This window comes from Arthrobacter sp. MDT1-48-3 (assembly GCF_054511015.1).
Genome location: NZ_JBTNDL010000002.1, coordinates 33,649 through 57,212, shown reverse-complemented (window position 1 = coordinate 57,212; position 23,564 = coordinate 33,649). Strand labels below are relative to the sequence as shown.

The 23,564-nt window shown below is 71.3% G+C and carries 23 protein-coding genes and 1 riboswitch; of the genes, 18 read left to right on the top strand and 5 right to left on the bottom strand.

Features of this window, described 5'->3' with window-relative positions; translation table 11 throughout:
• Positions 1-55: 55 nt before the first annotated feature.
• The 4 genes from ACX80L_RS05230 to ACX80L_RS05215 all read left to right on the top strand — a co-directional run bounded on the left by ACX80L_RS05230 (position 56) and on the right by ACX80L_RS05215 (position 4,008).
• Positions 56-1,153: an NAD(P)/FAD-dependent oxidoreductase gene (locus ACX80L_RS05230; RefSeq protein WP_459288148.1), complete on the top strand. Its 1,098-nt coding sequence runs from the start codon at positions 56-58 to the stop codon at positions 1,151-1,153.
• A gap of 175 nt (positions 1,154-1,328) precedes the next feature.
• Complete coding sequence (locus tag ACX80L_RS05225; protein WP_208740732.1) at positions 1,329-2,318, top strand: cation diffusion facilitator family transporter; 990 nt, start codon at positions 1,329-1,331, stop codon at positions 2,316-2,318.
• A 9-nt stretch (positions 2,319-2,327) separates the two neighbouring features.
• Positions 2,328-2,810 carry a cation:proton antiporter regulatory subunit gene (locus ACX80L_RS05220; RefSeq protein ID WP_133082134.1) on the top strand — a complete coding sequence of 161 codons (483 nt, stop codon included), beginning with the start codon at positions 2,328-2,330 and terminating at the stop codon, positions 2,808-2,810.
• A gap of 7 nt (positions 2,811-2,817) precedes the next feature.
• Positions 2,818-4,008: a cation:proton antiporter gene (locus ACX80L_RS05215; RefSeq protein ID WP_459288145.1), complete on the top strand. Its 1,191-nt coding sequence runs from the start codon at positions 2,818-2,820 to the stop codon at positions 4,006-4,008.
• Between the two features lie 9 nt (positions 4,009-4,017).
• Here the strand turns inward: ACX80L_RS05215 and ACX80L_RS05210 are convergent, their stop codons facing one another.
• Positions 4,018-4,863, bottom strand: coding sequence for a siderophore-interacting protein (locus tag ACX80L_RS05210; RefSeq protein ID WP_459288143.1), 846 nt, complete (start codon positions 4,861-4,863; stop codon positions 4,018-4,020).
• Between the two features lie 49 nt (positions 4,864-4,912).
• Complete coding sequence (gene hutH, locus ACX80L_RS05205) at positions 4,913-6,496, bottom strand: histidine ammonia-lyase (RefSeq protein ID WP_459288141.1); 1,584 nt, start codon at positions 6,494-6,496, stop codon at positions 4,913-4,915.
• Positions 6,497-6,596: 100 nt separating this feature from the next.
• On the opposite strand from hutH, the gene ACX80L_RS05200 reads away from it, so the two are divergent.
• From ACX80L_RS05200 to ACX80L_RS05170, 7 genes are all read left to right on the top strand, one after another.
• The gene (locus ACX80L_RS05200) at positions 6,597-7,280 is read left to right on the top strand and encodes an IclR family transcriptional regulator (RefSeq protein WP_459288139.1); all 684 of its coding nucleotides are present in this window, start codon (positions 6,597-6,599) and stop codon (positions 7,278-7,280) included.
• The gene (gene hutU / locus ACX80L_RS05195; protein ID WP_459288137.1) at positions 7,277-8,956 is read left to right on the top strand and encodes a urocanate hydratase; all 1,680 of its coding nucleotides are present in this window, start codon (positions 7,277-7,279) and stop codon (positions 8,954-8,956) included. The genes ACX80L_RS05200 and hutU overlap by 4 nt, the downstream gene beginning before the upstream one ends.
• Before the next feature lie 33 nt (positions 8,957-8,989).
• Positions 8,990-10,207 carry an allantoate amidohydrolase gene (locus ACX80L_RS05190; RefSeq protein WP_133082140.1) on the top strand — a complete coding sequence of 406 codons (1,218 nt, stop codon included), beginning with the start codon at positions 8,990-8,992 and terminating at the stop codon, positions 10,205-10,207.
• Between the two features lie 116 nt (positions 10,208-10,323).
• Positions 10,324-11,688 (top strand): formimidoylglutamate deiminase, encoded by a 1,365-nt coding sequence (locus ACX80L_RS05185; protein ID WP_459288135.1) that lies wholly within the window; start codon positions 10,324-10,326, stop codon positions 11,686-11,688.
• A complete protein-coding gene (gene hutI, locus ACX80L_RS05180) occupies positions 11,688-12,890 on the top strand; it encodes an imidazolonepropionase (RefSeq protein WP_459288133.1) in 1,203 nt (400 codons plus the stop codon). The genes ACX80L_RS05185 and hutI overlap by 1 nt, the downstream gene beginning before the upstream one ends.
• A gap of 60 nt (positions 12,891-12,950) precedes the next feature.
• On the top strand, positions 12,951-13,760 hold the full coding sequence (locus tag ACX80L_RS05175; protein WP_459288131.1) for a CPBP family intramembrane glutamic endopeptidase: 810 nt from the start codon (positions 12,951-12,953) through the stop codon (positions 13,758-13,760).
• Positions 13,761-13,900: 140 nt separating this feature from the next.
• Positions 13,901-14,188: a DUF1540 domain-containing protein gene (locus ACX80L_RS05170; RefSeq protein ID WP_133082143.1), complete on the top strand. Its 288-nt coding sequence runs from the start codon at positions 13,901-13,903 to the stop codon at positions 14,186-14,188.
• A 77-nt stretch (positions 14,189-14,265) separates the two neighbouring features.
• Here ACX80L_RS05170 and ACX80L_RS05165 read toward each other — a convergent pair whose 3' ends face one another.
• Complete coding sequence (locus ACX80L_RS05165; RefSeq protein ID WP_133082144.1) at positions 14,266-14,907, bottom strand: VOC family protein; 642 nt, start codon at positions 14,905-14,907, stop codon at positions 14,266-14,268.
• A 143-nt stretch (positions 14,908-15,050) separates the two neighbouring features.
• A riboswitch (SAM riboswitch) is annotated at positions 15,051-15,167 on the top strand.
• A gap of 81 nt (positions 15,168-15,248) precedes the next feature.
• On the opposite strand from ACX80L_RS05165, the gene ACX80L_RS05160 reads away from it, so the two are divergent.
• The 3 genes from ACX80L_RS05160 to ACX80L_RS05150 all read left to right on the top strand — a co-directional run bounded on the left by ACX80L_RS05160 (position 15,249) and on the right by ACX80L_RS05150 (position 18,084).
• Positions 15,249-16,568: a bifunctional o-acetylhomoserine/o-acetylserine sulfhydrylase gene (locus ACX80L_RS05160; RefSeq protein WP_459288129.1), complete on the top strand. Its 1,320-nt coding sequence runs from the start codon at positions 15,249-15,251 to the stop codon at positions 16,566-16,568.
• 6 nt (positions 16,569-16,574) lie between these two features.
• Positions 16,575-17,717, top strand: coding sequence for a homoserine O-acetyltransferase MetX (gene metX, locus ACX80L_RS05155; protein ID WP_459288127.1), 1,143 nt, complete (start codon positions 16,575-16,577; stop codon positions 17,715-17,717).
• A gap of 124 nt (positions 17,718-17,841) precedes the next feature.
• On the top strand, positions 17,842-18,084 hold the full coding sequence (locus tag ACX80L_RS05150) for a hypothetical protein (RefSeq protein WP_133082146.1): 243 nt from the start codon (positions 17,842-17,844) through the stop codon (positions 18,082-18,084).
• Between the two features lie 45 nt (positions 18,085-18,129).
• Here the strand turns inward: ACX80L_RS05150 and ACX80L_RS05145 are convergent, their stop codons facing one another.
• Positions 18,130-18,963, bottom strand: a complete 834-nt coding sequence (locus tag ACX80L_RS05145) for an SGNH/GDSL hydrolase family protein (RefSeq protein WP_459288791.1) — start codon at positions 18,961-18,963, stop codon at positions 18,130-18,132.
• A gap of 134 nt (positions 18,964-19,097) precedes the next feature.
• On the opposite strand from ACX80L_RS05145, the gene ACX80L_RS05140 reads away from it, so the two are divergent.
• Positions 19,098-19,778 (top strand): alpha/beta hydrolase, encoded by a 681-nt coding sequence (locus ACX80L_RS05140; RefSeq protein ID WP_459288125.1) that lies wholly within the window; start codon positions 19,098-19,100, stop codon positions 19,776-19,778.
• Between the two features lie 38 nt (positions 19,779-19,816).
• Here the strand turns inward: ACX80L_RS05140 and ACX80L_RS05135 are convergent, their stop codons facing one another.
• Entirely contained in the window at positions 19,817-20,047 is a 231-nt protein-coding gene (locus ACX80L_RS05135) for an RNA-binding S4 domain-containing protein (RefSeq protein ID WP_133082148.1), read from the bottom strand.
• Between the two features lie 39 nt (positions 20,048-20,086).
• Here ACX80L_RS05135 and ACX80L_RS05130 point away from each other — a divergent pair, with 39 nt between their 5' ends.
• The 3 genes from ACX80L_RS05130 (at position 20,087) to ACX80L_RS05120 (ending at position 23,539) form a co-directional block, all read left to right on the top strand.
• The gene (locus ACX80L_RS05130) at positions 20,087-21,049 is read left to right on the top strand and encodes a DMT family transporter (RefSeq protein WP_208740741.1); all 963 of its coding nucleotides are present in this window, start codon (positions 20,087-20,089) and stop codon (positions 21,047-21,049) included.
• 190 nt (positions 21,050-21,239) lie between these two features.
• Positions 21,240-22,628 (top strand): glycine--tRNA ligase, encoded by a 1,389-nt coding sequence (locus ACX80L_RS05125; protein WP_459288123.1) that lies wholly within the window; start codon positions 21,240-21,242, stop codon positions 22,626-22,628.
• Positions 22,628-23,539, top strand: a complete 912-nt coding sequence (locus tag ACX80L_RS05120) for a GNAT family N-acetyltransferase (protein WP_459288121.1) — start codon at positions 22,628-22,630, stop codon at positions 23,537-23,539. Before ACX80L_RS05125 ends, ACX80L_RS05120 begins: the two co-directional genes overlap by 1 nt.
• The last annotated feature ends 25 nt before the right edge of the window (positions 23,540-23,564 follow it).

Genomic DNA, 23,564 nt, shown 5'->3' with positions numbered 1-23,564 from the left:
GGGGAGAGCACACCGGACGCCCCCGGATGGGGGAGCGCCATCCTAGGATGACGGGATGAACCCCCTCGAGTGCGACGTCCTGATCATCGGCGGAGGCATCGCCGGCCTGTCGCTGGCGTCCGCCCTGGCGCCGTTCGCCGGCGTGGTGCTCGTCGAAGCGGAGTCCTCGCTCGGGTACCACACGTCGTCCCGGTCGGCGCGCCAGCTCATCCCGAGCTACGGCCCCGGGCACGTCGTGGACCTCACCCGCCGCACGCTGGACCTGCTGGCCGGCGTGCAGTCCTCCACGGGACTGCCGCTGACCGTCCCGCGGTCCTTCCTTCTCGTTGGATCCGAAGCCGACGTCGCGGCGAAGGTGAACGCATCGATGCGCGGGGTGTCCCACGCGGAAGCGCTCGCGCTGTGCCCCCAGCTCCGTCCTGCGTCGTTCGAGGCCGCCGCGGTCGACACGGACTGCGTCGGCACCGACACCGACCTCCTGCTCGAGTACCACCGGCGGAGCGCCGGCGACGACGGCGTCATCATCCTGACCGGGGCACCCGTGACCTCCGCACGCTACGACGGTGGCGGCTGGAGCGTCCGTGCGGGATACCGGGCCATCCGTGCCGGCGTCGTGGTCGATGCGGCGGGAGCATGGGCCGACGGCGTAGCGGAGCTGTGCGGGGTCGCACCGCAGGGCCTCGTGCCGCTGCGTCGCACCGCCGCGATCGTGGCGGCGGAGAACGCACCGCGGGTCGGAACGCCGATGGTCGCCGCCGCCGACGACTCCTTCTACTACCGGCCCGACGCCGACGGCGTGCTCATCTCGCCCAGCGAGGCGGAACCCGCCGAGCCGGGCGACGCACAACCCCGTCCGGGGGACGTCGAACGGCTCGTCGCGTACCTCGATCGGGTGACGACCCTCGGCATCACGTCGATCCGGCGGTCCTGGACGGGCCTGCGGACACAGCGCGACAGCGGTCTGCCGGTCGTGGGCTTCGATCCCGCCCACCCCGCGTTCTTCTGGCTCGCGGGGCAGGGCGGCTACGGCTTCCAGACGTCGTCGGGCATCGCGGAACTCGCGGCCGTCCTGCTCACCGGAGCCGATCCCGAGGATCTCGGCGCCGATCCCGGACGGGTCGCGGCCGCCGCGGCAGCCCTCCGCCCCGCCTGAGCCCGACGACGGGATCGCCGTCGCCCGCAACGGTCCGTCACCGTGCGGGACGCCCGCCCCTCGCGCGGGGAGAACTCGTAGAGTTGGAGCCGGAGGCTCCGCGGCGCACGTGCCGCGCGGCCTGGTCATCGTCGGAGAGCCGCCCGGAGCCGGGCAGAGGGAACGGAACCCAACCATGTCAGCAGGTGGAGGCAAGAAGGCGATCATCGCGGCCCTCGCAGCGAACCTCACGATCGCCGCGCTCAAATTCGTGGCCTACGCGCTCACGCGCTCGTCGTCCATGCTCGCCGAGGGGATCCACTCGGTGGCGGACTCGGGCAACCAGGTCCTCCTGCTCGTGGGAGGCAAGCGTGCCAAGCGCCAGGCCAGCCCGGAGCACCCCTTCGGCTACGGCCGGGAGCGGTACATCTACGCCTTCATCGTGTCGATCGTCCTGTTCAGCGTCGGCGGTCTCTTCGCCCTCTACGAGGCGTACCACAAGTACCAGGACCCCCATCCCATCGAGGGATCGTTCTGGTGGGTCCCGCTCGCCGTCCTGATCGGGGCCATCATCGCCGAGTCCTTCTCGTTCCGCACCGCCATCAGGGAGTCCAACCACACGCGGGGGAGCATGAGCTGGGTGCGCTTCGTCCGCACCGCCAAGTCGCCCGAGCTGCCGGTCATCCTCCTCGAGGACTTCGGCGCGCTCCTGGGTCTCCTGTTCGCCCTGATCGGCGTCTCCATGACGCTGCTCACCGACAACGGTGTGTGGGACGCGGCAGGGACCGCCATGATCGGCCTCCTCCTCGTCGCGATCGCCGCCGTCCTCGCGGTCGAGACCAAGAGCCTGCTCCTCGGCGAGAGCGCCTCCGCAGACGCCGTCGCGAAGATCGAGGCAGCCATCAGCGACGACGGCACCACACGCATCATCCATCTCAAGACCCTCCACCTGGGTCCCGACGAGCTGCTCGTCGCCGCCAAGATCTCGGTCGAGAGCCAGGACACCGGATCGCAGATCGCCGGTGCGATCAACGACGCGGAGCAGCGCATCCGGGCAGCTGTCCCGATCGCCACCGCCATCTACCTCGAACCCGATCTGTACGCTCCCCGCGCCACTGCCACGCCCTCAGCGAACGGGAGCTCCGCAGCGCCCCGACCGGACAGCGGGTCGTCCGGGCAGGTCTAGGATGGGCGCATGAACGTCATCGAAACGCGCCTCCCGGGCATCGGAGTGCGGCGAGAGATCGTCACGGGCTCCGGCCGGAGGGTGGGGATCGTCGCCCAGCGCGACGGCGACCTCGACCTCATCATCTCCAAGGCCGGCGACCCCGACGCGTGCGTCGCCTCCATCCCGCTGACCCCGGACGAGGCGGCGACCATCGGCAACCTCCTCGGTTCGCGCCAGCTCGTCGCGCAGCTGACGGAGGAGCACCGCGACCTTCCCGGCGTCTCCACGCGCCAGTTCCTGATCGAGCGCGGCTCACCGTTCGACGGCCGCCCCCTCGGGGACACCCGCATGCGGTCACGGTCCGGTGCGTCGCTCGTCGCCGTGCTGCGCTCCGGCCAGGTACAGGCCTCACCCACGCCCGATTTCACGCTCGCCGCCGGCGACCTGCTGGTGGTGGTGGGCACGTCCGAGGGCCTCGACGCCGCAGCGGACATCCTGCGCAACGGCTGAGCCGCCTGTGCACACGACCGCCCTCACCCTGATCGAACTCGGCGCAATCCTCCTGTTCCTCGGGATCCTCGGGCGGCTCGCCGGCCGGATCGGGCTCTCGCCGATCCCGCTCTATCTCATCGGAGGCCTGTTCTTCGGGCAGGGCGGGTTCATCGAACTCGACGGAGTGATCGAGTTCAGCGAGGTCGCCAGCGAGATCGGCGTGGTGCTGCTCCTGCTGATGCTCGGCCTCGAGTACACGGCGAAGGAGCTGGTGACAGGCCTCCGCCAGTCCTGGCTGGCCGGCATCGTGGACTTCGCCCTGAATTTCACGCCGGGCGCGCTCGTCGCCGTCGTCCTGGGCTGGGGTCCCGTCGCCGCGCTCGTGATGGGCGGGGTCACCTACATCTCGTCCTCGGGCATCGCCGCGAAGGTCATCAGCGACCTCGGCAGGCTCGGCAACCGGGAGACGCCCACCGTCCTCGCGATCCTCGTCTTCGAGGACCTCGCCATGGCCATCTACCTCCCCGTCCTGACGGCCGTCCTCGCCGGCCTCAGCTTCGCCGGCGGCCTGGGCACCGTGGGCATCTCGCTGCTCGTGGTCACGCTCGTGCTGGTCATCGCCCTGCGGTGGGGCAACGTCGTCTCGGCCGTCGTGGACAGCACCGACCGGGAGGTGTTCCTCCTGACCCTCATCGGCGCCGCGCTCCTCGTCGCGGGCCTCGCCTCCGCCCTCCAGGTCTCCGCGGCCGTCGGCGCGTTCCTGCTCGGCATCGCCATCTCGGGCGCGACGGCGGAGAACGCCGCGCGCATCCTCGAACCCCTGCGGGACCTGTTCGCCGCCATCTTCTTCGTGGTGTTCGGGCTCAACACGGATCCGTCGTCGATCCCTCCGGTCCTCGCCTTCGCGCTGCTCCTGGCCCTCGTCACGTCGGTCACGAAGATCGCGACCGGCTGGTGGGCCGCGGGACGGCAGGGCATCGGCAGGCTCGGGCGCGCACGCGCCGGCGCAGCGCTCGTGGCGCGCGGCGAGTTCTCCATCGTCATCGCGGGACTCGCGGTGGCGTCCGGGGCCGTCCTTCCCGATCTCGCCGCCCTGGCCACGACCTACGTGCTGCTCATGGCCGTCCTCGGACCCGTCCTGGCACGCCTCGCGGAACCCGCCATGGACCTGCTGGACCGGCGCCCGAGGAGGCGCCCGCAGGAGATGACGGCCTAGGGCGCCGTCCTAGTCGTCGAGTATCTTGCCGATCGGCTCCCGCTTCTCCGCCTGGAAGGTGTCCTCCTCGCGGCCGTAGGCCCAGTACCCGGACAGGGAGACCTGCGAGCGCGCCAGGCCCTTCTCCTTGAACAGGACGTCGCGGAGGGCCTTCATGGCGCCACGCTCGCCGTGCACGAAGGCGTCGACGGTGCCCTCGAGCCACGGCCCGGCGGCGACGGCGTCCGCCAGCAGCGTCGTCGTGCCGGCCGGCCGGCCGGCCCGCTGGAGCCAGTGCAGCTCGAGGCCCGCGGGCGCGGCGAGGGGGAGGATGTCGGCGGCGCTGTCCACCTCGAGATAGGCGTGCCCCAGGGCGTCCGGGTGGAGCGCCTCGATGCCGGCGGCGATCGCCGGAAGGGCGGAGTCGTCCCCGACGAAGAGGTGCCAGTCGGCGTCCTGGTCCGGCGACCACTTGCCGGACGGGCCCATCAGCACGAGGGCGTCCCCCGGGGAGGCCTTCGCCGCCCACGGACCGGCGACGCCCTCGTCGCCGTGGACCACGAAGTCGATGGCGAGCCGCTGCCCGGCGGGGTCGAGCCAGCGGATGGTGTAGGTCCGCTTCACCGGGCGGTCCTCGGCCGGCAGCGCGTCCTTCAGTGCCGCGAGGTCGTAGGGCGGTACCAGCCCGAGTTCCGGCTTCGCGAAGAGCAGCTTGGCGTACTTGTCCGTGGCGTCGCACTCCTGCAGGTCGGCGAAGCCCGGTCCGCCCGCCACCACCCGCACGAGGTGCGGACTCAGCCTCCGGGTCTCCAGGACCGTGAGGACGGCCTGTGGGCGAGGGGGCTTGCGGAACGGTTCGGACACGGGCGAGGACATGGAGCGGCGCTTCTTTCCGGGGAGAGTGGTTAGCCCACCCTAACAAGCTTCACGGGAGGGGTGCTGGGAGCACGGCCGTCGCGGCCGCGAGCAGCGCGCCGTCGTCCACGAGCAGGCGGGCCGCCTCGATCTCCGGAGCGAGGTAGCGGTCCGTGCCGGGACCCTCGACATCGGCGCGCAGCCGGGCCCGCACGGCGGAGATCGGAGCGGAACTGCGCAGGCCACCCTCGGCGCCCGCCCCGCCGTCGCGCATGTCCAGGGCCCGTGCGGCCGTGAGGATCTCGATGGCGAGCACCCGGGTCAGTCCGTCGATCGCCCTGCGCAGCTTCAGGCCCGCGGCCCAGCCCATCGACACGTGGTCCTCCTGCATCGCGGACGAGGGGATGGAATCGACGGAGGCCGGGACGGCGAGCCGCTTCAGCTCGGACACGATACCCGCCTGCGTGTACTGCGCGATCATGTGGCCCGAGTCCACGCCGGGGTCGTGGGCGAGGAACGCATTGAGCCCGTGGCTCCGGGACTTGTCGAGAAACCGGTCCGTGCGTCGTTCGCTCATGGAGGCGACGTCGGCGACGGCGATCGCCAGGAAGTCCAGGACATAGCCCACGGGTGCGCCGTGGAAGTTCCCGTTCGACTCGATGCGCCCGTCCGGGGTGATCACCGGGTTGTCGATGGCGGAGCCCAGTTCGATCGCGGCGACGGATTCGGCGTGGGCCAGGGTGTCGCGCGCGGCGCCGTGCACCTGGGGAGCGCACCGGAGGGAGTAGGCGTCCTGGACGCGCGTGAAGCGGTGCCGCCCGGTCTCCGAGGTCAGCTGCTCGGCGATGAGCGGGGATCCCTCGAGGAGGGCTCGGATGGACGCGGCGGAGGCCACCTGGCCCGGGTGCGGGCGCAGCGCGTGGAGGTCCTCGGCGAAGACCGCATCGGTCCCCAGGAGCCCCTCCACGCTCATCGCCGCGGCGAGGTCCGCGGTCGTGAGGAGGCGGTGCAGGTCGGCCGCGGCGAGGACCAGCATCCCGAGCATGCCGTCCGTCCCGTTGATGAGGGCCAGGCCCTCCTTCTCGCGCAGTTCCACCGGGGCGATGCCTGCAGCGGCGAGGGCCTCGGCGGCGGGGACGAGCTCCCCGGACCGGGTCCGCACGTCGCCCTCACCCATGAGCGCCAGGGCGACGTGGGAGAGCGGGGCGAGATCCCCCGAGCAGCCGAGGGAGCCGTACTCCCCGATGACCGGCGTGATCCCGGCGTTCAGCAGGGCGGCGTAGGTGGACGCCACGACCGGACGCACGCCCGTGCGTCCGGTGGCGAGGGTCGAGAGCCGGCCGAGCATGAGCCCGCGCACCACTTCGCGGTCCACCTCCGCGCCCGAGGACGCCGCGTGGCTGCGGATGAGGCTGCGCTGGAGCTGGCTCCGCTGGTCGAGCGGGATGTGCTTGGTCGCGAGCGCGCCGAATCCGGTGGAGACTCCGTAGTGCGGTGTGCCGTCGTCCACGAGGGACTCGATGACGGCGCGGGACGCGGCCATCGCGGACAGGGCGTCCGCCGCGAGCTCCACCTCTGCGCCACGACGCGCCACTGCGACGACGTCGGCGGGGGACAGCGGGCCGGTCCCGACGATCACGGAGGGGTGCGACATGGTGCCTCGGTTCCTGCGGCTCGCGCCGCTCTTGCCATTGAATGAAAAGGACGTTTCAATAAGTGAAATATACGGCAGGGCTGAATGCAAGGAGGCGACCATGGCAGAATCCTCGACCCGCACCGTCGAGCGGGCGCTCGTGCTCCTCGGGGCCGTCTGCGACGCCGGGTCGCTGACGCTCGCGGACGCCGCGCGGGAGACGGACCTGTCGGCGTCGACGGCCCTGCGCCTGCTGCGCACACTCGAGGGGACGGGATTCGTGCGCCGTGACGCGCTCGGCGCCTACCGGCCCGGACTCCGCGTGGTGCAGCTGGGAGCGCAGGCCCTGGGCCACGAGTCGCTCGTCTCCCTCGCCGAACCCGCACTCGAGCGCCTCGTGGACCGGACGGGCGAGTCGGCCTACCTCAGCGTTCCGTCGCACGACGGCGAGGGCGTGTACCTGGCCATGCGCGAGGGCACCCACTCCGTCCGCCACGCCAGCTGGGTGGGCCGGAGCATCCCGCTCGCCGGGACCGCCGTGGGCGCCGTGCTGACCGGCAGCCCGGCCGCCGACGGGTTCGTCGTCGTCCGCGACGGCGTCGAGGCGGACGTCACGGCCATCGCCGCGCCGGTGTCACCCGGCGCACGGACCGTCGCCGCCCTCAGCGTGGTCGTCCCCAGCTACCGCATCACCGAGGCGGAGGCACACCGTATCGGTGCGCTCGTCGCGCAGGAGGCGGCCACGCTCCTGACGCGGCAGGACGGCGCCGCCCTGACCGAGGACCTGACAGGAGAACCAGCATGACCAGCAGCACGACGACCCCCACGCACGATCCCTCCCGCTCCATCCGAGCGGCCCGCGGCCCGCAGCTGACGGCGAAGAGCTGGCAGACGGAAGCACCGCTGCGCATGCTGATGAACAACCTCGACCCGGAGGTCGCCGAACGGCCCGAGGACCTCGTGGTCTACGGCGGGACGGGCCGCGCGGCCCGCAGCTGGGAGGCCTACGACGCCATCGTCCGTACGCTCGAGACGCTCGACGACGACGAGACGCTCCTCGTCCAGTCCGGCAAGCCCGTGGGCGTGTTCCGCACCAACCCCTGGGCTCCGCGCGTCCTGCTCGCCAACTCCAATCTCGTCGGGGACTGGGCCACCTGGCCCGAGTTCCGTCGCCTCGAGGCCGAGGGCCTGATGATGTACGGGCAGATGACCGCGGGCTCCTGGATCTACATCGGCACGCAGGGCATCCTCCAGGGCACGTACGAGACGTTCGCCGCGATCGCCCGCAAGCGGTTCGGCGGGAGCCTCGCCGGCACGCTGACGCTCACCGGCGGCTGCGGCGGCATGGGCGGCGCCCAGCCGCTCGCCGTCACGCTGAACGGCGGGGCCGTGCTCATCGTCGACGTCAGCGAGGCGCGCCTGCGCCGCCGCGTCGCGAAGCGCTACCTGGACACCGTCGCGGACACGCTCGACGACGCCGTCGCGCAGGTCCTCGCCGCCAAACGCGAGAGGCGCGCGCTGTCCGTCGGCGTCGTCGGCAACGCCGCGACCGTCTTTCCCGAACTGCTGCGGCGCGGACTCGACGTCGACATCGTCACCGACCAGACCTCCGCCCACGATCCGCTGAGCTACCTGCCGGAGGGCATCTCGCCCGACGAGTGGGACCGCGAGGCGACGGCCGACCCCGACGGGTTCACGAAGAAGGCGCAGGTGTCCATGGCCCTCCAGGTCGAGGCGATGGTGGGCTTCCTGGACGCCGGCGCCGAGGTCTTCGACTACGGCAACTCCATTCGGGACGAGGCCCGCACGGGGGGCTACGGGCGGGCCTTCGACTTTCCCGGCTTCGTGCCGGCCTACATCCGGCCCCTGTTCTGCGAGGGACTCGGCCCGTTCCGCTGGGTGGCGCTCTCGGGGGACCCGGCGGACATCGCCGTCACCGACGCCGCCCTCAAGGAGCTGTTCCCCGACAACGCGCACCTGCACCGCTGGCTCGACGCCGCCGCGGAGCACGTCGAGTTCGAGGGCCTGCCGGCGCGCATCTGCTGGCTCGGCTACGGTGACCGCGCGAAGGCCGGCCTGCTGTTCAACCGGCTGGTCGCCGAGGGCAGGGTGTCCGCGCCGATCGTCATCGGCCGCGACCACCTCGACTCCGGGTCCGTCGCCTCCCCCTACCGCGAGACGGAGGCGATGGCCGACGGCTCGGACGCCGTCGCCGACTGGCCCCTCCTGAACGCCCTGCTGACGACGTCGTCGGGCGCCACCTGGGTGTCCATCCACCACGGCGGCGGCGTCGGGATCGGGCGCTCCATCCACGCCGGGCAGGTCTCGGTCGCGGACGGGACCGACCTCGCGGCCCAGAAGCTCGAGCGGCTCCTGACGAACGACCCGGGGATGGGCGTCATCCGCCACGTCGACGCCGGCTACGAACGCGCCCGGGAGGTCGCCGCCGAACGTGGCGTGCGCATCCCCATGCAATCCTGAGAAGTCCCACCCGCCACCACCGGAAGGCATCCCGTGCAGACCGTCTCCTCAGTCCTCGACTCCATCAGCGACGTCGGCCGCGACGCGACCCGCGGCGGGTACTCCCGTGGCGTGTACACGGGTGCCGAGCTCTCCCTGCGCGAGTGGTTCGCCGCCGAGGCGCAAGCCCGCGGGCTGTCCGTGGAGACCGACCGCAACGGCATCCTCTGGGCCTGGTGGGACGCGACGGACAGCCGGGACGGCGCCCTGGTGACCGGCAGCCACCTCGACTCCGTCCCCGGCGGCGGCGCCTTCGACGGGCCGCTCGGCGTCGCCTCGGCGCTCGTCGCCGTCGATCTCCTGCGGGAGCGGGGCGTGCAGCCGAACCGGTCGCTCGCCGTCACGGTCTTCCCCGAGGAGGAGGGCTCACGGTTCGGGGTGTCCTGCCTCGGCTCCCGCCTGCTCACGGGAACGCTCGACCCCGACGCCGTCCGCTCCCTGACCGATACCGACGGCACCACCTTCGCCGAGGCCGCGCGGGCGGCCGGCGTCGATCCGACGCACCTCGGCCGCGACGAGGAGGCCATCCGGCACATCGGCGACTTCGTCGAGCTGCACGTGGAGCAGGGGCGCGGGCTGATCGACCTGGACTCCGCCGTCGCCGTCGGCTCCACCATGCTCGGCCACGGCCGCTGGCGGCTGTCCGTCACCGGACAGGGGAACCATGCGGGGACCACCCTCATGGCCGACCGCGCGGACCCGATGGTCGCCGCCGCCCAGGTGGTCCTCGCCGCCCGGCGGATCGCCGCCGAGCAGGACGGCGCGCGGGCCACGGTGGGGCGCCTCCAGCCGGTACCGGGCGGCACGAACGTCATCGCGTCCCGCGTGGACCTCTGGCTCGACGTGCGCCACGAGGAGGACGCCGTCACCGCGGCCCTGATCGAGCGGATCCACGGGCAGGCGCAGAAGATCTGCGCCTTCGAGGGGTGCCGTGCCACGCTGACCGAAGAATCCCGCAGCACCACGGTGCACTTCGACGGCGCGCTGCAGCGCACGCTGGGCAACGCGCTCGGCCGCTCCTTCCCGGGCGCGCCGACGCTGCCGACGGGGGCCGGTCACGACGCGGGCATCCTCGGCAGCATCGCACCGACGGCGATGCTCTTCGTCCGCAACCCCACGGGCATCAGCCACTCGCCCGAGGAGTTCGTGGAGCGCGACGACGCCGATGCGGGTGCGACCGCCCTCGCGGACGTCCTCGAAGACCTCCTGTGACGCTGCTGAACGGAGGCGCCCGCCCGGAGCGCTGGCACGGGCCGGATCAGACAGCAAGCGGGCGGGATGCGGTCAGTGCCGTGTGGTGCGAGTCCGCCTGGCTGGGAGGCGACGGCGTGGCGGACGCGGTCCGCGTGGAGGTCGACGCCGACGGCACGGTGGTCGGCGTCGCGTCCGGTGTCCCGGCGCAGGCCGGCGACGTCGTCCTGTCCGGTGTGGCCTTCCCCGGTGCCGCGAACGCGCATTCGCACGCGTTCCACCGTGCCCTGAGGGGCCGTACCCACGACCACGGTGGTACCTTCTGGACCTGGCGGGAGAGCATGTACCGCGCGGCGGCGGCCCTGACCCCGGAGCTCTACGAGGAACTGGCCACCGCCGCCTATGCGGAGATGGTCGCGGTGGGCTGGACCAGCGTCGCCGAATTCCACTACGTCCACCACCAGCCCGACGGCACACCCTACGGGCAGGGGGACTCCGGCCCGCACGCCATGGAGCTCGCCCTCGCGCGGGCGGCCGTCCGCGCGGGCATCCGGCTGACCCTGCTGGACACCTGCTACCTCGCCGGGGGCTTCGGGGCTCCCCTCGAGGAGGGGCAGCGCCGGTTCTCGGACGGCACCGCCGCGCAGTGGCTCGACCGGCTCGCGTCCCTCCGTGCCACGGTCGCCGTACTCCACCCGGCCCACCAGGTGTCCGTCGGTGCCGCCATCCACTCCGTGCGCGCCGTCCCCGAGGACCAGCTGGCCGTCATCGCCCAGCACCTGCCGGACGGGCTCCCCCTGCATGTCCACCTCTCCGAGCAGCCCGCGGAGAACGAGGACTGCCTCCGTGCCACCGGCCGCACGCCGACCGCCCTGCTCGACTCCTACGGACTCGTCGGGAGCCGGCTGTCCGCCGTCCACGCGACCCACGTCAGCGAGCGTGACATCGCCGTCCTCGCCGGTGCCGGGGCCGCCGTCGTCCTCTGTCCCACCACCGAGGCGGACCTGGCGGACGGCATCGGCCCGGCCGGCGACCTCCGCGCAGCGGGAGCGACGCTCGCCCTCGGCACCGACCAGCACGCCGTCGTGGACCCATGGCTGGAGATGCGGGCGCTGGAGCACGGGGAGCGCCTGCGCACCGGGCGGCGGGGTCACTTCGGACCGGAGCAGCTGCACGCCATCGCCTCTCTCGGCGGGGCAGCCGCGCAGGCCCGGCCGGGCGCCGGCTTCCGGCCCGGCCGCGCCGCCGACTTCATGGCCGTCGATCCGGGCACCGCGCGCACGGCCGGGTCCTCCCGGGAGCAGCTCGCCTACACCGCGACCGGCCAGGACGTCACGGGCGTCGTCGTCGGGGGAGTCCTCGTGGCGCGCGACGGCGTCCACACCACGCTGGGGAGGCCCGCCGACCTGCTGGTCACGGCCATCGCCCGGCTGGACGAGGCGGCGCAGAGGGAGCACGAGCCTGGCAGGAGCCCGGCGGGCCACAGCCGGGAGCAGCACTGATGTCCGTCCTGATCACGAACATCGGTGAGCTCCTCACCTCGGACCCCGACGGCACCACCCTGCCGGACGCTGCCGTGGTGTTCGAGGGCGAGCGCATCAGCTGGATCGGCGCGTCCGCGCACGCCCCTGCCGCCGACGAGAGCCACGACGCCGGTGGCCGTGCAGGCCTCCCGGGCTGGGTCGACAGCCACACGCACCTCGTGTTCGCCGGCGACCGGACGGCCGAGTTCGAGGCCCGCATGGCGGGGGAGTCATACGCCGCGGGTGGTATCGCCGTCACCGTCGACGCGACACGTGCCGCCGGCGACTACGACCTCACGCGACTCCTGCTGGCCCGGGTCGCCGAGGCCGCGGCGGGCGGGACCACCTACCTGGAGACGAAGACGGGCTACGGGCTCGACGTCGAGCAGGAGGCGCGCAGTGCGCGCATCGCGGCAGGCGTCGTCGACGAGGTCACGTTCCTCGGTGCGCACCTCGTGCCGCGCGGGGAGGACGCGGACCACTACACCGATCTGGTGTGCGGGCCCATGCTCGACGCCGTCCGCCCCTACGTCCGCTGGGCCGACGTCTTCTGCGAGACGGGAGCCTTCACCGCCGAGCAGTCACGCCGCGTGCTCTCCGCCTCCGCCGCAGCCGGCCTCGGCCTGCGCGTGCACGGCAACCAGCTGGGACCGGGCGACGGCGTCGCGCTCGCCGTCGAGTTCGGCGCCGCCAGCGTGGACCACGTCAACCACCTGACCGACGACGACGTCGAGGCGCTCGCCGGTACCTGGGCCGGCTTCGCTGCGCGGGGCGAACCCGGCACGGTGGCCACCTGCCTGCCCGCCTGCGACCTCTCCACGCGCCAGCCGTTCCCGCCCGCCCGGAGGCTCCTCGACGCCGGCGTGCAACTCGCGATCGCCAGCAACTGCAACCCCGGTACGTCGTTCACGAGCTCGATGGCCTTCTGCGTGGCCACCGCCGTCCTCCAGATGGGCCTCACCGTGCAGGAGGCGGTCCGCGCCGCGACCTTCGGCGGAGCGCTCGCGCTCCGGCGCCACACGGGCGACGACGAGGACGGCCGGCGCGCGGTCGGCTCCCTGGCCGTCGGGCACCGTGCAGACCTGCAACTGCTGAACGCGCCCTCGGCCACGCATCTCGCATACCGGCCGGGCATGCCGCTCGTCCATGCCGTCTGGCGGGCCGGGAGCCGCGTGCGGTAGGGGAGGCAGGCGGATGTCCGCGGACTGGGAATCACCAGCCGCCGCTGGAAGGATAGCGCCATGACTGCCGAGTCCTCCCCGTCCGCTCCAGCAGCACCGGGCGGTGCCGTCCACCCGGAGCCACCCGTCCCGAGGCGCCGCATCACCGCCGAGCTGCTCATCGTCTTCGGCCTGTCCCTCGGACAGTCCGGTGTGTACGCGATCGTGAGCCTGGCCGAGAAGCTGACGCGCGGCCCCCTCGCCGCGCAGACCACCACGCTGAACCCGGTGCTCGACGACCGGCAGTACTTCGACCTCACCTACCAGCTGCTGGGAATCTTCTTCGCCCTGGTGCCGGTGGCCCTGGTCCTGTTCCTGCTCAGTGGCCACGGGGTCTCGGCGTTCCGGCGCCTCGGCCTCACGTTCGAGAGGCCCCTGCGGACCATGGGGTTCGGGATCGGCCTGGCGGCGGTCATCGGTATCGGCACGCTCGGGGTCTATGCCGGCGGCCGCGCGCTCGGCATCACCACCGCGCTGGTGCCCGCCGCGCTCGACACCTACTGGTGGACGATCCCCGTGCTCATCCTCTCGGCGGTCCGGCACGCCGTGCTCGAGGAGGTCATCGTGGTGGGGTACCTGTTCCTCCGGCTGCGGGAGCTCGGCTGGTCGACCCCGGCCATCGTCCTCACGAGCGCCCTCGTGAGGGGCAGCTACCACCTGTACCAGGGGTTCGGGCCCTTCCTCGGCAACGTGCTCATGGGCCTGCTGTTCGCCTGGTTCTACACGCGCAGCCGTCGGGTGATGCCGCTCGTCCTGGCACACGCGCTCATCGACATCACGGGTTTCGTCGGATTCACCCTGCTCGGTCCCGCCATCGGGATCGGCGGGTGACCGCCTGAGCGAAGCCTTACCTTCGGTCATTGCGCACGCCGATCATGACTAAATTATCCGGTGGACGCGGTGTTACCGTGAGTCCGTTCAGCGAAGCGGCGGCCCCGATCGGGGCCTCACCGGACCAGCCAGGAGGAATCATGAGCGTCGTCACCAGTGTCTCTGAATGCAGCGTCCACAACTGCTCCTTCAACCACGACGGCTGCACCGCCGTCGCCATCACCGTGTCGGGCAGCGAGGAACACGCGTCCTGCGCCACGTTCATCGACACGTCCATCAGCGGCGGACTGCCCAAGATGCTCGCGCACGTCGGAGCGTGCCAGCGATCCGAGTGCAGCTACAACCACGACCTGCTGTGCAGCGCCCCGGCCGTCAAGGTGGGCCCCGGCGCCGAGGCCGCGGACTGCCTGACCTACACCCACGCCTGATCACTCCTCACCACAGCAGCGACACAGCAGAAGGGACCGGACATCATGTCCGGTCCCTTCTGCGTCCGCGGCGGAGGTCAGATCTCGATGCGGCCGTCGGCGGTCTCGAAGGTCACGGACATGATGCCCGGGGTGCCGTTGGGTGCGATCCACTGGACCTGGACGCCGTCGAGGGTCTCCTCGACCTCCGTGCCGAGCCATTCCGTGACGCGCTCGGACGAGCCGGCGATCGTGAGGCAGTCCAGCTTGACCGTCGCAGGACGGGCCTTCGACGGGTGCAGGGACTCGGTGCCCTCGTCCCAGCGGAGCAGATAGGGCACCTGCGGATCCGCGATGAGGCCCTTGATGCCGATCTGCTGCCAGGTCAGCTCCTGGCCGTCCGGGAACTTGCGGTTGCCGGGAACCGCACCGCGGCCGAGCCGCTCCTCGAAGGGTCCCAGGTCGTCGACGGCGACGCACCAGCCCATCCAGCCTCCACCGGCCTCGGAACGCGCCCGCACGGCCTGGCCGAACGGCGCCTTGTCCGACGCGGGGTGGTTGAGGACCTCGACGACCTCCAGGTACTGGCCGTTGACCAGCGGGAAGATCATGTTGCGGGTGCCGAAGCGGGGGTGCACACCGCCCTTCACCGGTTCCATGCCGAGCCTGGCCGAGATCCGGTCGGCGGTCGCAGCAAGTCCATCGGGTTCGCAGGCATAAGAGACGTGGTCCAGGCGCATGCCGATATTTTGGCACTAAGTGATCTGCGTCTCGACTAAGGCTTGCCTTACCCGTTCGACCGACCGCCGAAGGGGGTGAGCCGCTCCTTCACGGAGGGTCACACGGGTTGCCGGATACGCCCCGATGGGCTTTCATGAATGCAGGTCATGAGTGCCAGCACGAAGCCCCGGCTTGCTGGCCGGCAACCCTCCAACCGCGGTGGGGTGCCCCGGGTGAAGACCAGGTTCGGCGCCACACCGGCGTCGTGCAAGCGCGGGCTCCTGCGGGCCCGGTCTCCTGGAACGGCGTCCACCGACGGGAGCATCGGAACCCGGCGGAGCCCCTTCCTACAGGGAGCACCATGTCCGACGATTGGTCCTTCGAGACACGCCAGATCCACGCCGGCCAGGTGCCGGACACCGCCACGGGAGCGCGTGCGCTGCCCATCTACCAAACGTCGTCATTCGTCTTCCCGAGTGCCGAGAGCGCCGCGAACCGGTTCTCACTGACGGAACTCGCGCCCATCTACACGCGCATCGGCAATCCCACGCAGGAAGCGGTGGAGACGCGGATCGCGAGCCTCGAGGGCGGCGTCGGCGCGCTGCTCCTGGCCTCCGGCCAGGCGGCGGAGACCTTCGCGGTGCTGAACATCGCCGAGGCGGGTGACCACATCGTGGCGAGCCCGAGCCTCTACGGCGGCACGTACAACCTCTTCAAGCACACGCTGAAGAGGTTCGGTATCGAGACGACCTTCGTCGAGGACCCTGACGACCTCGAGCAGTGGCGCGACGCCGTCCGGCCGAACACCAAGCTCTTCTTCGGGGAAGTCGTGTCCAACCCCCGGCAGGACGTCCTCGACATCGAGGGCATCAGCGCGGTCGCGCACGAGAGCGGGATCCCCCTGATCGTGGACAACACGCTGTCCACGCCGTACCTGATCCGGCCCATCGAGTGGGGTGCGGACATCGTGGTGCACTCCGCGACGAAGTACCTCGGGGGGCATGGCAATGCCATCGCCGGCGTCATCGTCGATTCGGGGAACTTCGACTTCGCCCAGTACCCCGAGCGCTTCCCGGGCTTCAACACCCCGGACGAGAGCTACCACGGACTCGTCTACGCACGGGACCTCGGTGTCGGCAGCGCCCTCGGCGCCAACCTCGCCTACATCCTCAAGGCCCGCGTCCAGTTGCTGCGCGACCTCGGCTCGTCCGTGTCGCCGTTCAACGCCTTCCTCATCGCGCAGGGTCTGGAGACCCTCAGCCTGCGCGTGGAGCGCCACGTGCAGAACGCCCAGGCCGTCGCCGAGTGGCTCGAGGGGCACGACGACGTCGAGCGCGTCTCCTATGCGGGCCTCGCCTCGAGTCCCTGGTACGAGCGCGGCAGGAAGTACGGGCGGAACAACGGCACGGGCGCGATCGTCAGCTTCGACATCGTCGGGGGACTCGAGGCCGGCAAGCGCTTCGTCGACGGGCTGGAACTCCACTCGCACGTCGCGAACGTGGGCGATGTGCGCTCGCTCGTGATCCACCCGGCGTCCACGACCCACAGCCAGCTGGGGGCGGAGGCGCAGCTGACCGCCGGAGTGCGCCCGGGCCTCGTGCGCCTCTCCGTGGGCCTCGAGAACATCACCGACATCCTCGCCGACCTCGACGCGGGCTTCCGCGCCGCCAAAGGAGCCTAGCCCTTCGTGACGACCTACCCTCCTGCTCCGCTGCACCCCGGGATCGACGGCGCACGCCCTCCGGGGGACGGGCTCCTGCGCATCGCGCCGATCGGTCCGCTGGCCCTGGAGACGGGCGGCACGCTGCCGGACGTGCAGCTCGCCTTCGAGACCTGGGGCCGGCTGAACCGGGACGGGTCGAACGCCGTGCTCGTGCAGCATGCCCTGACCGGCAGCTCGCACGCGGCACGCGGCGACTCGGAGGAGGAGGGCTGGTGGGATTCGCTCGTGGGTCCCGGCCGCACGGTGGACACCGACCGGTACTTCGTGGTGTCGATCAACATGCTGGGAGGCTGCTACGGCTCGACGGGGCCGGCCAGCCTCGCGCCCGACGGGACGCCGTGGGGCTCGCGCTTCCCCCTGATCACCATCCGGGACTCCGTCCGGGCCGAGGCCCTGCTGGCCGACCGGCTCGGCATCGGCCGGTGGCACTCGGTCCTCGGCGGCTCGATGGGCGGGGCGCGCGCCCTCGAATGGGCACTCATGTATCCGCAGCGCGTTCAGCGGTGCGCCGTCATCGCCTGCACCGCCGCCAGTTCGGCCGAACAGATAGCGTTCGCCCAGGCCCAGGTGCAGGCGATCCGGCTCGATCCCGCCTACCGCCGCGGCGACTACTACGACGGTGCCCGTCCGGAGGCGGGCCTCGGCATCGCCCGGCGGATCGCGCACATCACCTACCGCTCGGAACACGAGCTGGAAGCGCGCTTCGGTCGCGCGGAGCAGGACACCGAACAGCCGTTCGGCGCCGTCCTGCCCGCCGACCGCGGTCGCTACCAGGTGGAGAGCTACCTCGACCACCAGGCGGACAAGCTCGTGGGCCGGTTCGACGCCAACAGCTACGTGATCCTGACCGAGGCGCTGATGAGCCACGACGCGGCGCGCGACCGCGGTACGCTCGACGACGCCCTGGGGACCGCGACGGCGGAGTTCTTCGTCGCGGCCGTGGACTCGGACCGGCTGTACTACCCCGTGCAGTCGAGGCGCCTGGCCGCCGGGCTGCCGGGCGAGGTGCCCGTCCACATGATCTCCTCACCGGTGGGCCACGACGCCTTCCTGACGCAGATCCACCAGCTCGACGCGGACCTCCGGGCCGCCTTCTACACCCGGTAGCAGATACCGGTTGGGTTTCCACGGACCGGCACCTAGTCTTGGAGGTAAGCCTGCTTAGGAATTCGCGGCAGGCAGGTCCCGGGTCGAAGTCCCGGGACCACCGACGTCGAAAGAGGAGCTGTTCATGGAACTGAGCACCATTGGCTGGAACCAGGAAGCACGCGACAAGATCCTGCTGGACGCGGACCGCGCGCTGCAGGGGGCGGTCCGCGAGGCCGTGGAGACGATGGACGGCAAGTCCCGCGACGAGGTCTACGAATTCCTCTTCCAGAAGCTGCAGCCGCAGTTCGTCGATTTCAAGCCGGGGCCGGACCTCAGCGCGTGCGCCGACGCCGTGGCCAACGGTGAGGTCTCCCTCGACAGCTAGGAACGACGGGCTGCGCCGCCGGGGGGACTGACCGCCCGGCGGCGGTCAGTCTCCAGCACCCGGCGGCATGCCCGGCCCGAAGATCGGTGCGACGTCCGGCCGCTTCGCGAGGACGCCGTCGCCCGACGACCGGTGCCGGAGCCTGCGCAGGACCCACGGCACGAAGTACTCCCGGGCCCACACGAAGTCCTCCGCCCGCGCTGCCCGCCACGTGCGGGCCGGGAGCTCCTTCGGATGCAGCGGCTCGAGGGTATGCCGTACGGCGAGGGTGTCCAGGACCATCGCGGCGATGGTGTGGTGCCCGAGCGGCGAGAAGTGCAGGCGGTCGGAGGACCACATCTGGGTGTTCAGCAGTTGCCGCAGCGCCCACATGTCCGCGATCACCGCTTCGTGGCGGGCGGCGACGGTCCGCAGGTTCTCGTTGTAGATGGCCGTCTTCGACCGGATGCTGCCGAGGACGGTCTCCCGGACGTCGGGTCCGGTGAACAGGACGACGGTCGCGCCGGACGCCGAGAGCGTGGCGACGACGGCGTCGAGCCGCTCGGCCAGCTCATCCGGATCGCCGCCGGGACGCAGCAGGTCGTTGCCGCCGGCCGAGATGGTGACCAGATCCGGCCGCAGCGCGAGGGCGGGCTCCACCTGCTGGTCGACGATCTGCTGCAGCAGGCGGCCGCGCACAGCCAGGTTGGCGTAGGCGAAATCGGCCTGTCCCCGGGCCAGTTCCTCGGCCACGCGGTCGGCCCAGCCACGATTGCCCCCGACACTGTCGGGATTGGGGTCGCCGATCCCCTCGGTGAAGGAGTCCCCGAGGGCCACGTAGCGGTGCCAGGGGTGGGGCTCGGGGTTCAGGCTCGGATCGATCCCGGCCCCGTTGGGAATGGAATCGGTCCCGGGGGAGTCGGGGACTGCAGCAGGTGTAGGGCTCACCGGGACATTCTCCAACTGTCGGGGAGCCGGCGCCAACGCCGATCGTCCGGCCGGTGGCCCGGGCGGACCGTGCCAAAATAGGAGCCATGACTGAACCAGCCCCCGGCACGACTGCGCCCTCCACGAGCTCCTGGGATCCGGTGGTCCTCTGGTCGAAGCCCGAGTCCGAGCGGGAAGGCACGCCGCTGCTCGTCCTGTTCCATGGCTACATGGCCAACGAGGAGGACCTGATGGGGCTGACGGACCACCTTCCGGCCGATTTCACCGTGGCGTCCGTCCGAGCCCCGCAGGCTGAAGGGCCGGGCTTCTCGTGGTTCCCGCTGTCTCGCGGGGCCGACTACTCGGTCGACCGCGTGGTGGAGAGCGTCACCGCCGTGGCCCGGTGGCTCGACACCGTCCGGGTTTCCCACTCCAGCGTCAGCCTCCTGGGCTTCTCCCAGGGCATGGCCGTCGCGACGTCGCTCCTGCGCCACCGGCCCGGCGGCTTCGCCTGCGTCGTCGGACTCTCGGGGTTCATCGTGCCGTCCGAGGGCCACGCGTTCTTCCGCGACGACGACGCGGCCGCCGCGCCCGTGCAGTTCTTCTGGGGCCGGGACCAGGAGGACCAGGTCATCACGCCGGAGATGGTCGACCTCACGCACGCCTGGCTGACCACGCACACGAAACTGACGAAGATCCTCTACTCGAACATGTTCCACAGCATCAATCTGCAGGAGCTCGCCCACGTCCGCGAGTTCCTGAGCATGACGGTCCTCGGGCGCCGCTGAGCCCGCGCGGTGCTCCGCAAGCAGGCCGGCCGGCGGTACTAGGACTTCGTCAGGCGCACCGTCTCGCCGTTGACGCTCACGGTGTCACCGGGATGGAGCTGGCGGCCCCGGCGCTCCTCGATCTCGCCGTTGACCTGCACCAGCCCGTTGTCGATCAGGGCCTTCGCCTCCACGCCGTCCTCGGCGAGCGAGGCGAGCTTGAGCAGCTGTCCGAGCCGGATCATGTCGTCGCGGATGGACAGTTCGGTGGTGGCTGCGTTCTCGGTCATGCATCCATGATGCCCGACGGCGGCTACTAGGCTGTACGGGTGTCAGATGCGCGTGTGCTTCCCCCAGCCGTCGGTTTCCCCCTCGCCCTCGCGGCAGGACTCGCCATCCCCGTCCAGGGCAGGATCAACGGAGCGCTCGGCACCGTGCTCGACGACGGCATCGCCGCCGCGCTGATCAGCTTCGGCACGGGCCTCGTGGTGATGGTGGTCCTCACGCTGGTGCTCCCGAGCGCACGGGCCGGAGCCCGCCAGATCCTCCCGTCGGTGCGCGAGCGCCGCTTCCCGCCCTACTACGTGGCCGCCGGTGCGATCGGCGCCTTCTTCGTCTTCTCCCAGTCGTTGACCATCGGGATCCTCGGCGTCGCCCTGTTCACCGTCGCTGCCGTCATGGGCCAGTCACTGAGCGGCCTCCTCGTCGACCGGGCGGGGATCGGACCCGGCGGCAAGCGCGCCGCTACGCCCATGCGGGTGATCGGCGTGGTGCTGACGGTCCTGTCCGTCGTCTGGGCCGTCTCCCCGCGCTTCGGTGCCGCCGGAGAGATGACGGAGTGGCTCGTCCCCGTCCTGCTCCCTGTCGCCGCCGGCGTCCTGATGAGCTTCCAGCAGGCCATGAACGGCACGGCGGCCCTCCACTACGGCACGCCGCTCGCGGCCACCCTGATGAACTTCATCGCCGGCACCGCCGTGCTGCTGACGGCCTGGCTCATCAAGGTCGCCGTCGCGGGCCCGGGCAACCCCCTGCCGTCCGAGTGGTGGTACTACCTCGGCGGGCCCATGGGCTGCATCTTCATCGCGCTCGGTGCGCTGCTCGTACGCAGCCTCGGCGTCCTGCTCACGGGCCTGTGCATGATCGGCGGGCAGCTCGTCGGCTCACTGCTGCTGGACCTGGTGTTCCCGGCTCCCGGCACCATCATCGTGTTCGCCACGATCGCCGGGACGCTGCTGACCCTCGGCGCGATCATCCTCACCACCCTGCCCTGGCCGCGGCGGACACGACCCTGACGACCGGTCCGTCCGGCCGGCGGGCAGGCAGGGGCCGGCCGGGACCGGCCGGGACGGGCCGGTGCGGAGCAGGACGGACCCGGTAGGCTTGCGGGGTGGCTTTCCGGCCCCCGCAGGGGTGGACGGCCCGTGCACGCGACCCCCACCTGCGACCGCACCCAGCGGCCTGCACAGAACTGGAGAGAATCCCATGGCAGCAGCCAAGTCAGCACTCGACCCCATCATCTCGCTCGCCAAGCGGCGCGGCTTCGTGTTCCAGTCGGGGGAGATCTACGGCGGTTCCCGCTCTGCCTGGGATTACGGGCCCCTCGGTGCCGAGTTCAAGGAGAACATCAAGCGTCAGTGGTGGCAGACCATGGTGCGCGGACGCGAGGACGTCGTCGGGCTCGATTCCGCCGTGATCCTTCCCCGCCAGGTCTGGGAGGCCTCCGGGCACGTCGAGGTCTTCAGCGATCCGCTCGTGGAGTGCCTGTCCTGCCACAAGCGCTACCGCGCGGACCACCTCGAGGAGGAGTACGAGGAGAAGAAGGGCCGCGCACCGGAGAACGGCCTGAAGGACGTCACCTGCGCCAACTGCGGCACCAAGGGCCAGTGGACCGAACCCCAGGAATTCTCGGGACTGCTCAAGACGTTCCTCGGCCCGGTCGCCTCCGAGGAGGGCATGCACTACCTGCGCCCGGAGACCGCGCAGGGCATCTTCGTGAACTTCAACAACGTCCTCACCACCGCGCGCAAGAAGCCGCCGTTCGGCATCGGCCAGATCGGCAAGAGCTTCCGCAACGAGATCACGCCGGGCAACTTCATCTTCCGCACGCGCGAGTTCGAGCAGATGGAGATGGAGTTCTTCGTCGAGCCGGGCACCGACGAGGAATGGCACCGGTACTGGATCGACCAGCGCTTCTCCTGGTACACGGACCTCGGGATCAAGGCCGACAACCTGCGCCTCTTCGAGCACCCGCTCGAGAAGCTCAGCCACTACTCCAAGGGCACCACGGACATCGAGTACCGCTTCGGCTTCTCCGGCTCCGAGTGGGGCGAGCTCGAGGGCATCGCCAACCGTACCGACTTCGACCTCTCCACGCACTCGAAGCACTCCGGTACCGACCTCGGGTACTTCAACCAGGCGACCAACGAACGCTTCACGCCGTACGTGATCGAGCCCGCGGCCGGCCTGACCCGATCCTTCATGGCGTTCCTCGTGGACTCCTACACCGAGGACGAGGCACCCAACGCCAAGGGTGGCGTGGACAAGCGCACCGTCCTGAAGCTGGACCCGCGCCTCGCGCCGGTCAAGGCCGCCGTGCTGCCGCTCAGCCGCAACGAGGACCTCTCCCCGAAGGCGAAGGACCTCGCGGCCCAGCTGCGCAAGGCCTGGAACATCGACTTCGACGACGCCGGGGCGATCGGCCGCCGCTACCGCCGCCAGGACGAGATCGGCACGCCGTTCTGCATCACGGTGGACTTCGACACGCTCGAGGACCAGGCCGTGACCATCCGCGAACGCGACACCATGACCCAGGAGCGCGTGTCGCTCGACCAGGTGCAGGGATACCTCGCCGCCCGCCTGATCGGAGCCTGATGGCCGTCGAATACCGCGCCTGGCAGGAGGGGGACGACCTCGAGCTCATCCAGCTCTGGGGTGGCCCGGAGTCGGCTGCGGCCGAGCAGTTCCGCGGGTCCTTCCGCACGCCGTCGGACAGTCCATGGAACCGGTGCATCACCGTGGTCGACCAGGGCATCCCCGTCGCCGCCGGCTGCGTGTACGGGGCGGCACTCCACCCGGACCGCCTCTGGTGCTACATCGAGGTCGCCGCGGACCATCGACGCGCCGGCATCGGGTCGACGCTCCTCACCATGCTCCAGCACGAAGCGGCCGCCTCGCCGTCGGGCGTCACGGCGCTGCGCTCGAAGGTGACGCCCGGGACCACGGGCGCCGCCTTCGCCCGGGCGACCGGCTTCGGCACCCTCCAGCGTTCCCGGCTCGTCGTCGTCGGGCCGGGGGCGCTCGCTGCCCCGTCCTTCGACGACGCCGCCGGCCCGCAGCTCGAGGAGGCGGCCACTGGATCCGTGGAACTGACGCGGGCGCTCGCGACCTTCTACGAGTCCGTGCACGCGTGGGACCGCGCGGACATCAGCCTGGGCCGCGCGCAGCAGCTGTTCCTGGGCGATGTGAGCGGAGCAGGCGGAGCGATCGTGCTGCGTGACCGGCCGAAGGCCGACGGCGGGGCCATCGCGGCCTTCGCGGTCAGCTACACGCAGGCCCGGACCGACGACCCGGCGGACGTCCTGCTCGGCTACGACACGACGCTCACGCCGCAGGAGCAGCAGGCGGCCGTCGCCACCATGATCGCCATGCTCGTGCACCAGTACCCCATCCAGCTCGAGGTCGACGACTCCATGGAGGCGCTGGTCGCCGTCGTCGAACCGCTGCTGGCGACGGGCGCGGCCCGGCTCGCCGGACCGGAGACACTGGTGGTCGCGACGGCCTGAGCGCCGGAAGCGGCCGGACACCACG

Coding starts and splice junctions, on each gene's coding strand:
- ACX80L_RS05120 (WP_459288121.1), top strand. CDS start 22,628: ATGGCCGTCGAATACCGCGCCTGGCAGGAGGGGGACGACCTCGAGCTC.
- ACX80L_RS05200 (WP_459288139.1), top strand. CDS start 6,597: ATGGCAGAATCCTCGACCCGCACCGTCGAGCGGGCGCTCGTGCTCCTC.
- ACX80L_RS05220 (WP_133082134.1), top strand. CDS start 2,328: ATGAACGTCATCGAAACGCGCCTCCCGGGCATCGGAGTGCGGCGAGAG.
- ACX80L_RS05230 (WP_459288148.1), top strand. CDS start 56: ATGAACCCCCTCGAGTGCGACGTCCTGATCATCGGCGGAGGCATCGCC.
- ACX80L_RS05175 (WP_459288131.1), top strand. CDS start 12,951: ATGACTGCCGAGTCCTCCCCGTCCGCTCCAGCAGCACCGGGCGGTGCC.
- hutU (WP_459288137.1), top strand. CDS start 7,277: ATGACCAGCAGCACGACGACCCCCACGCACGATCCCTCCCGCTCCATC.
- ACX80L_RS05210 (WP_459288143.1), bottom strand. CDS start 4,863: ATGTCCTCGCCCGTGTCCGAACCGTTCCGCAAGCCCCCTCGCCCACAG.
- ACX80L_RS05125 (WP_459288123.1), top strand. CDS start 21,240: ATGGCAGCAGCCAAGTCAGCACTCGACCCCATCATCTCGCTCGCCAAG.
- ACX80L_RS05140 (WP_459288125.1), top strand. CDS start 19,098: ATGACTGAACCAGCCCCCGGCACGACTGCGCCCTCCACGAGCTCCTGG.
- ACX80L_RS05150 (WP_133082146.1), top strand. CDS start 17,842: ATGGAACTGAGCACCATTGGCTGGAACCAGGAAGCACGCGACAAGATC.
- ACX80L_RS05170 (WP_133082143.1), top strand. CDS start 13,901: ATGAGCGTCGTCACCAGTGTCTCTGAATGCAGCGTCCACAACTGCTCC.
- ACX80L_RS05225 (WP_208740732.1), top strand. CDS start 1,329: ATGTCAGCAGGTGGAGGCAAGAAGGCGATCATCGCGGCCCTCGCAGCG.
- hutH (WP_459288141.1), bottom strand. CDS start 6,496: ATGTCGCACCCCTCCGTGATCGTCGGGACCGGCCCGCTGTCCCCCGCC.
- ACX80L_RS05135 (WP_133082148.1), bottom strand. CDS start 20,047: ATGACCGAGAACGCAGCCACCACCGAACTGTCCATCCGCGACGACATG.
- hutI (WP_459288133.1), top strand. CDS start 11,688: ATGTCCGTCCTGATCACGAACATCGGTGAGCTCCTCACCTCGGACCCC.
- ACX80L_RS05165 (WP_133082144.1), bottom strand. CDS start 14,907: ATGCGCCTGGACCACGTCTCTTATGCCTGCGAACCCGATGGACTTGCT.
- ACX80L_RS05160 (WP_459288129.1), top strand. CDS start 15,249: ATGTCCGACGATTGGTCCTTCGAGACACGCCAGATCCACGCCGGCCAG.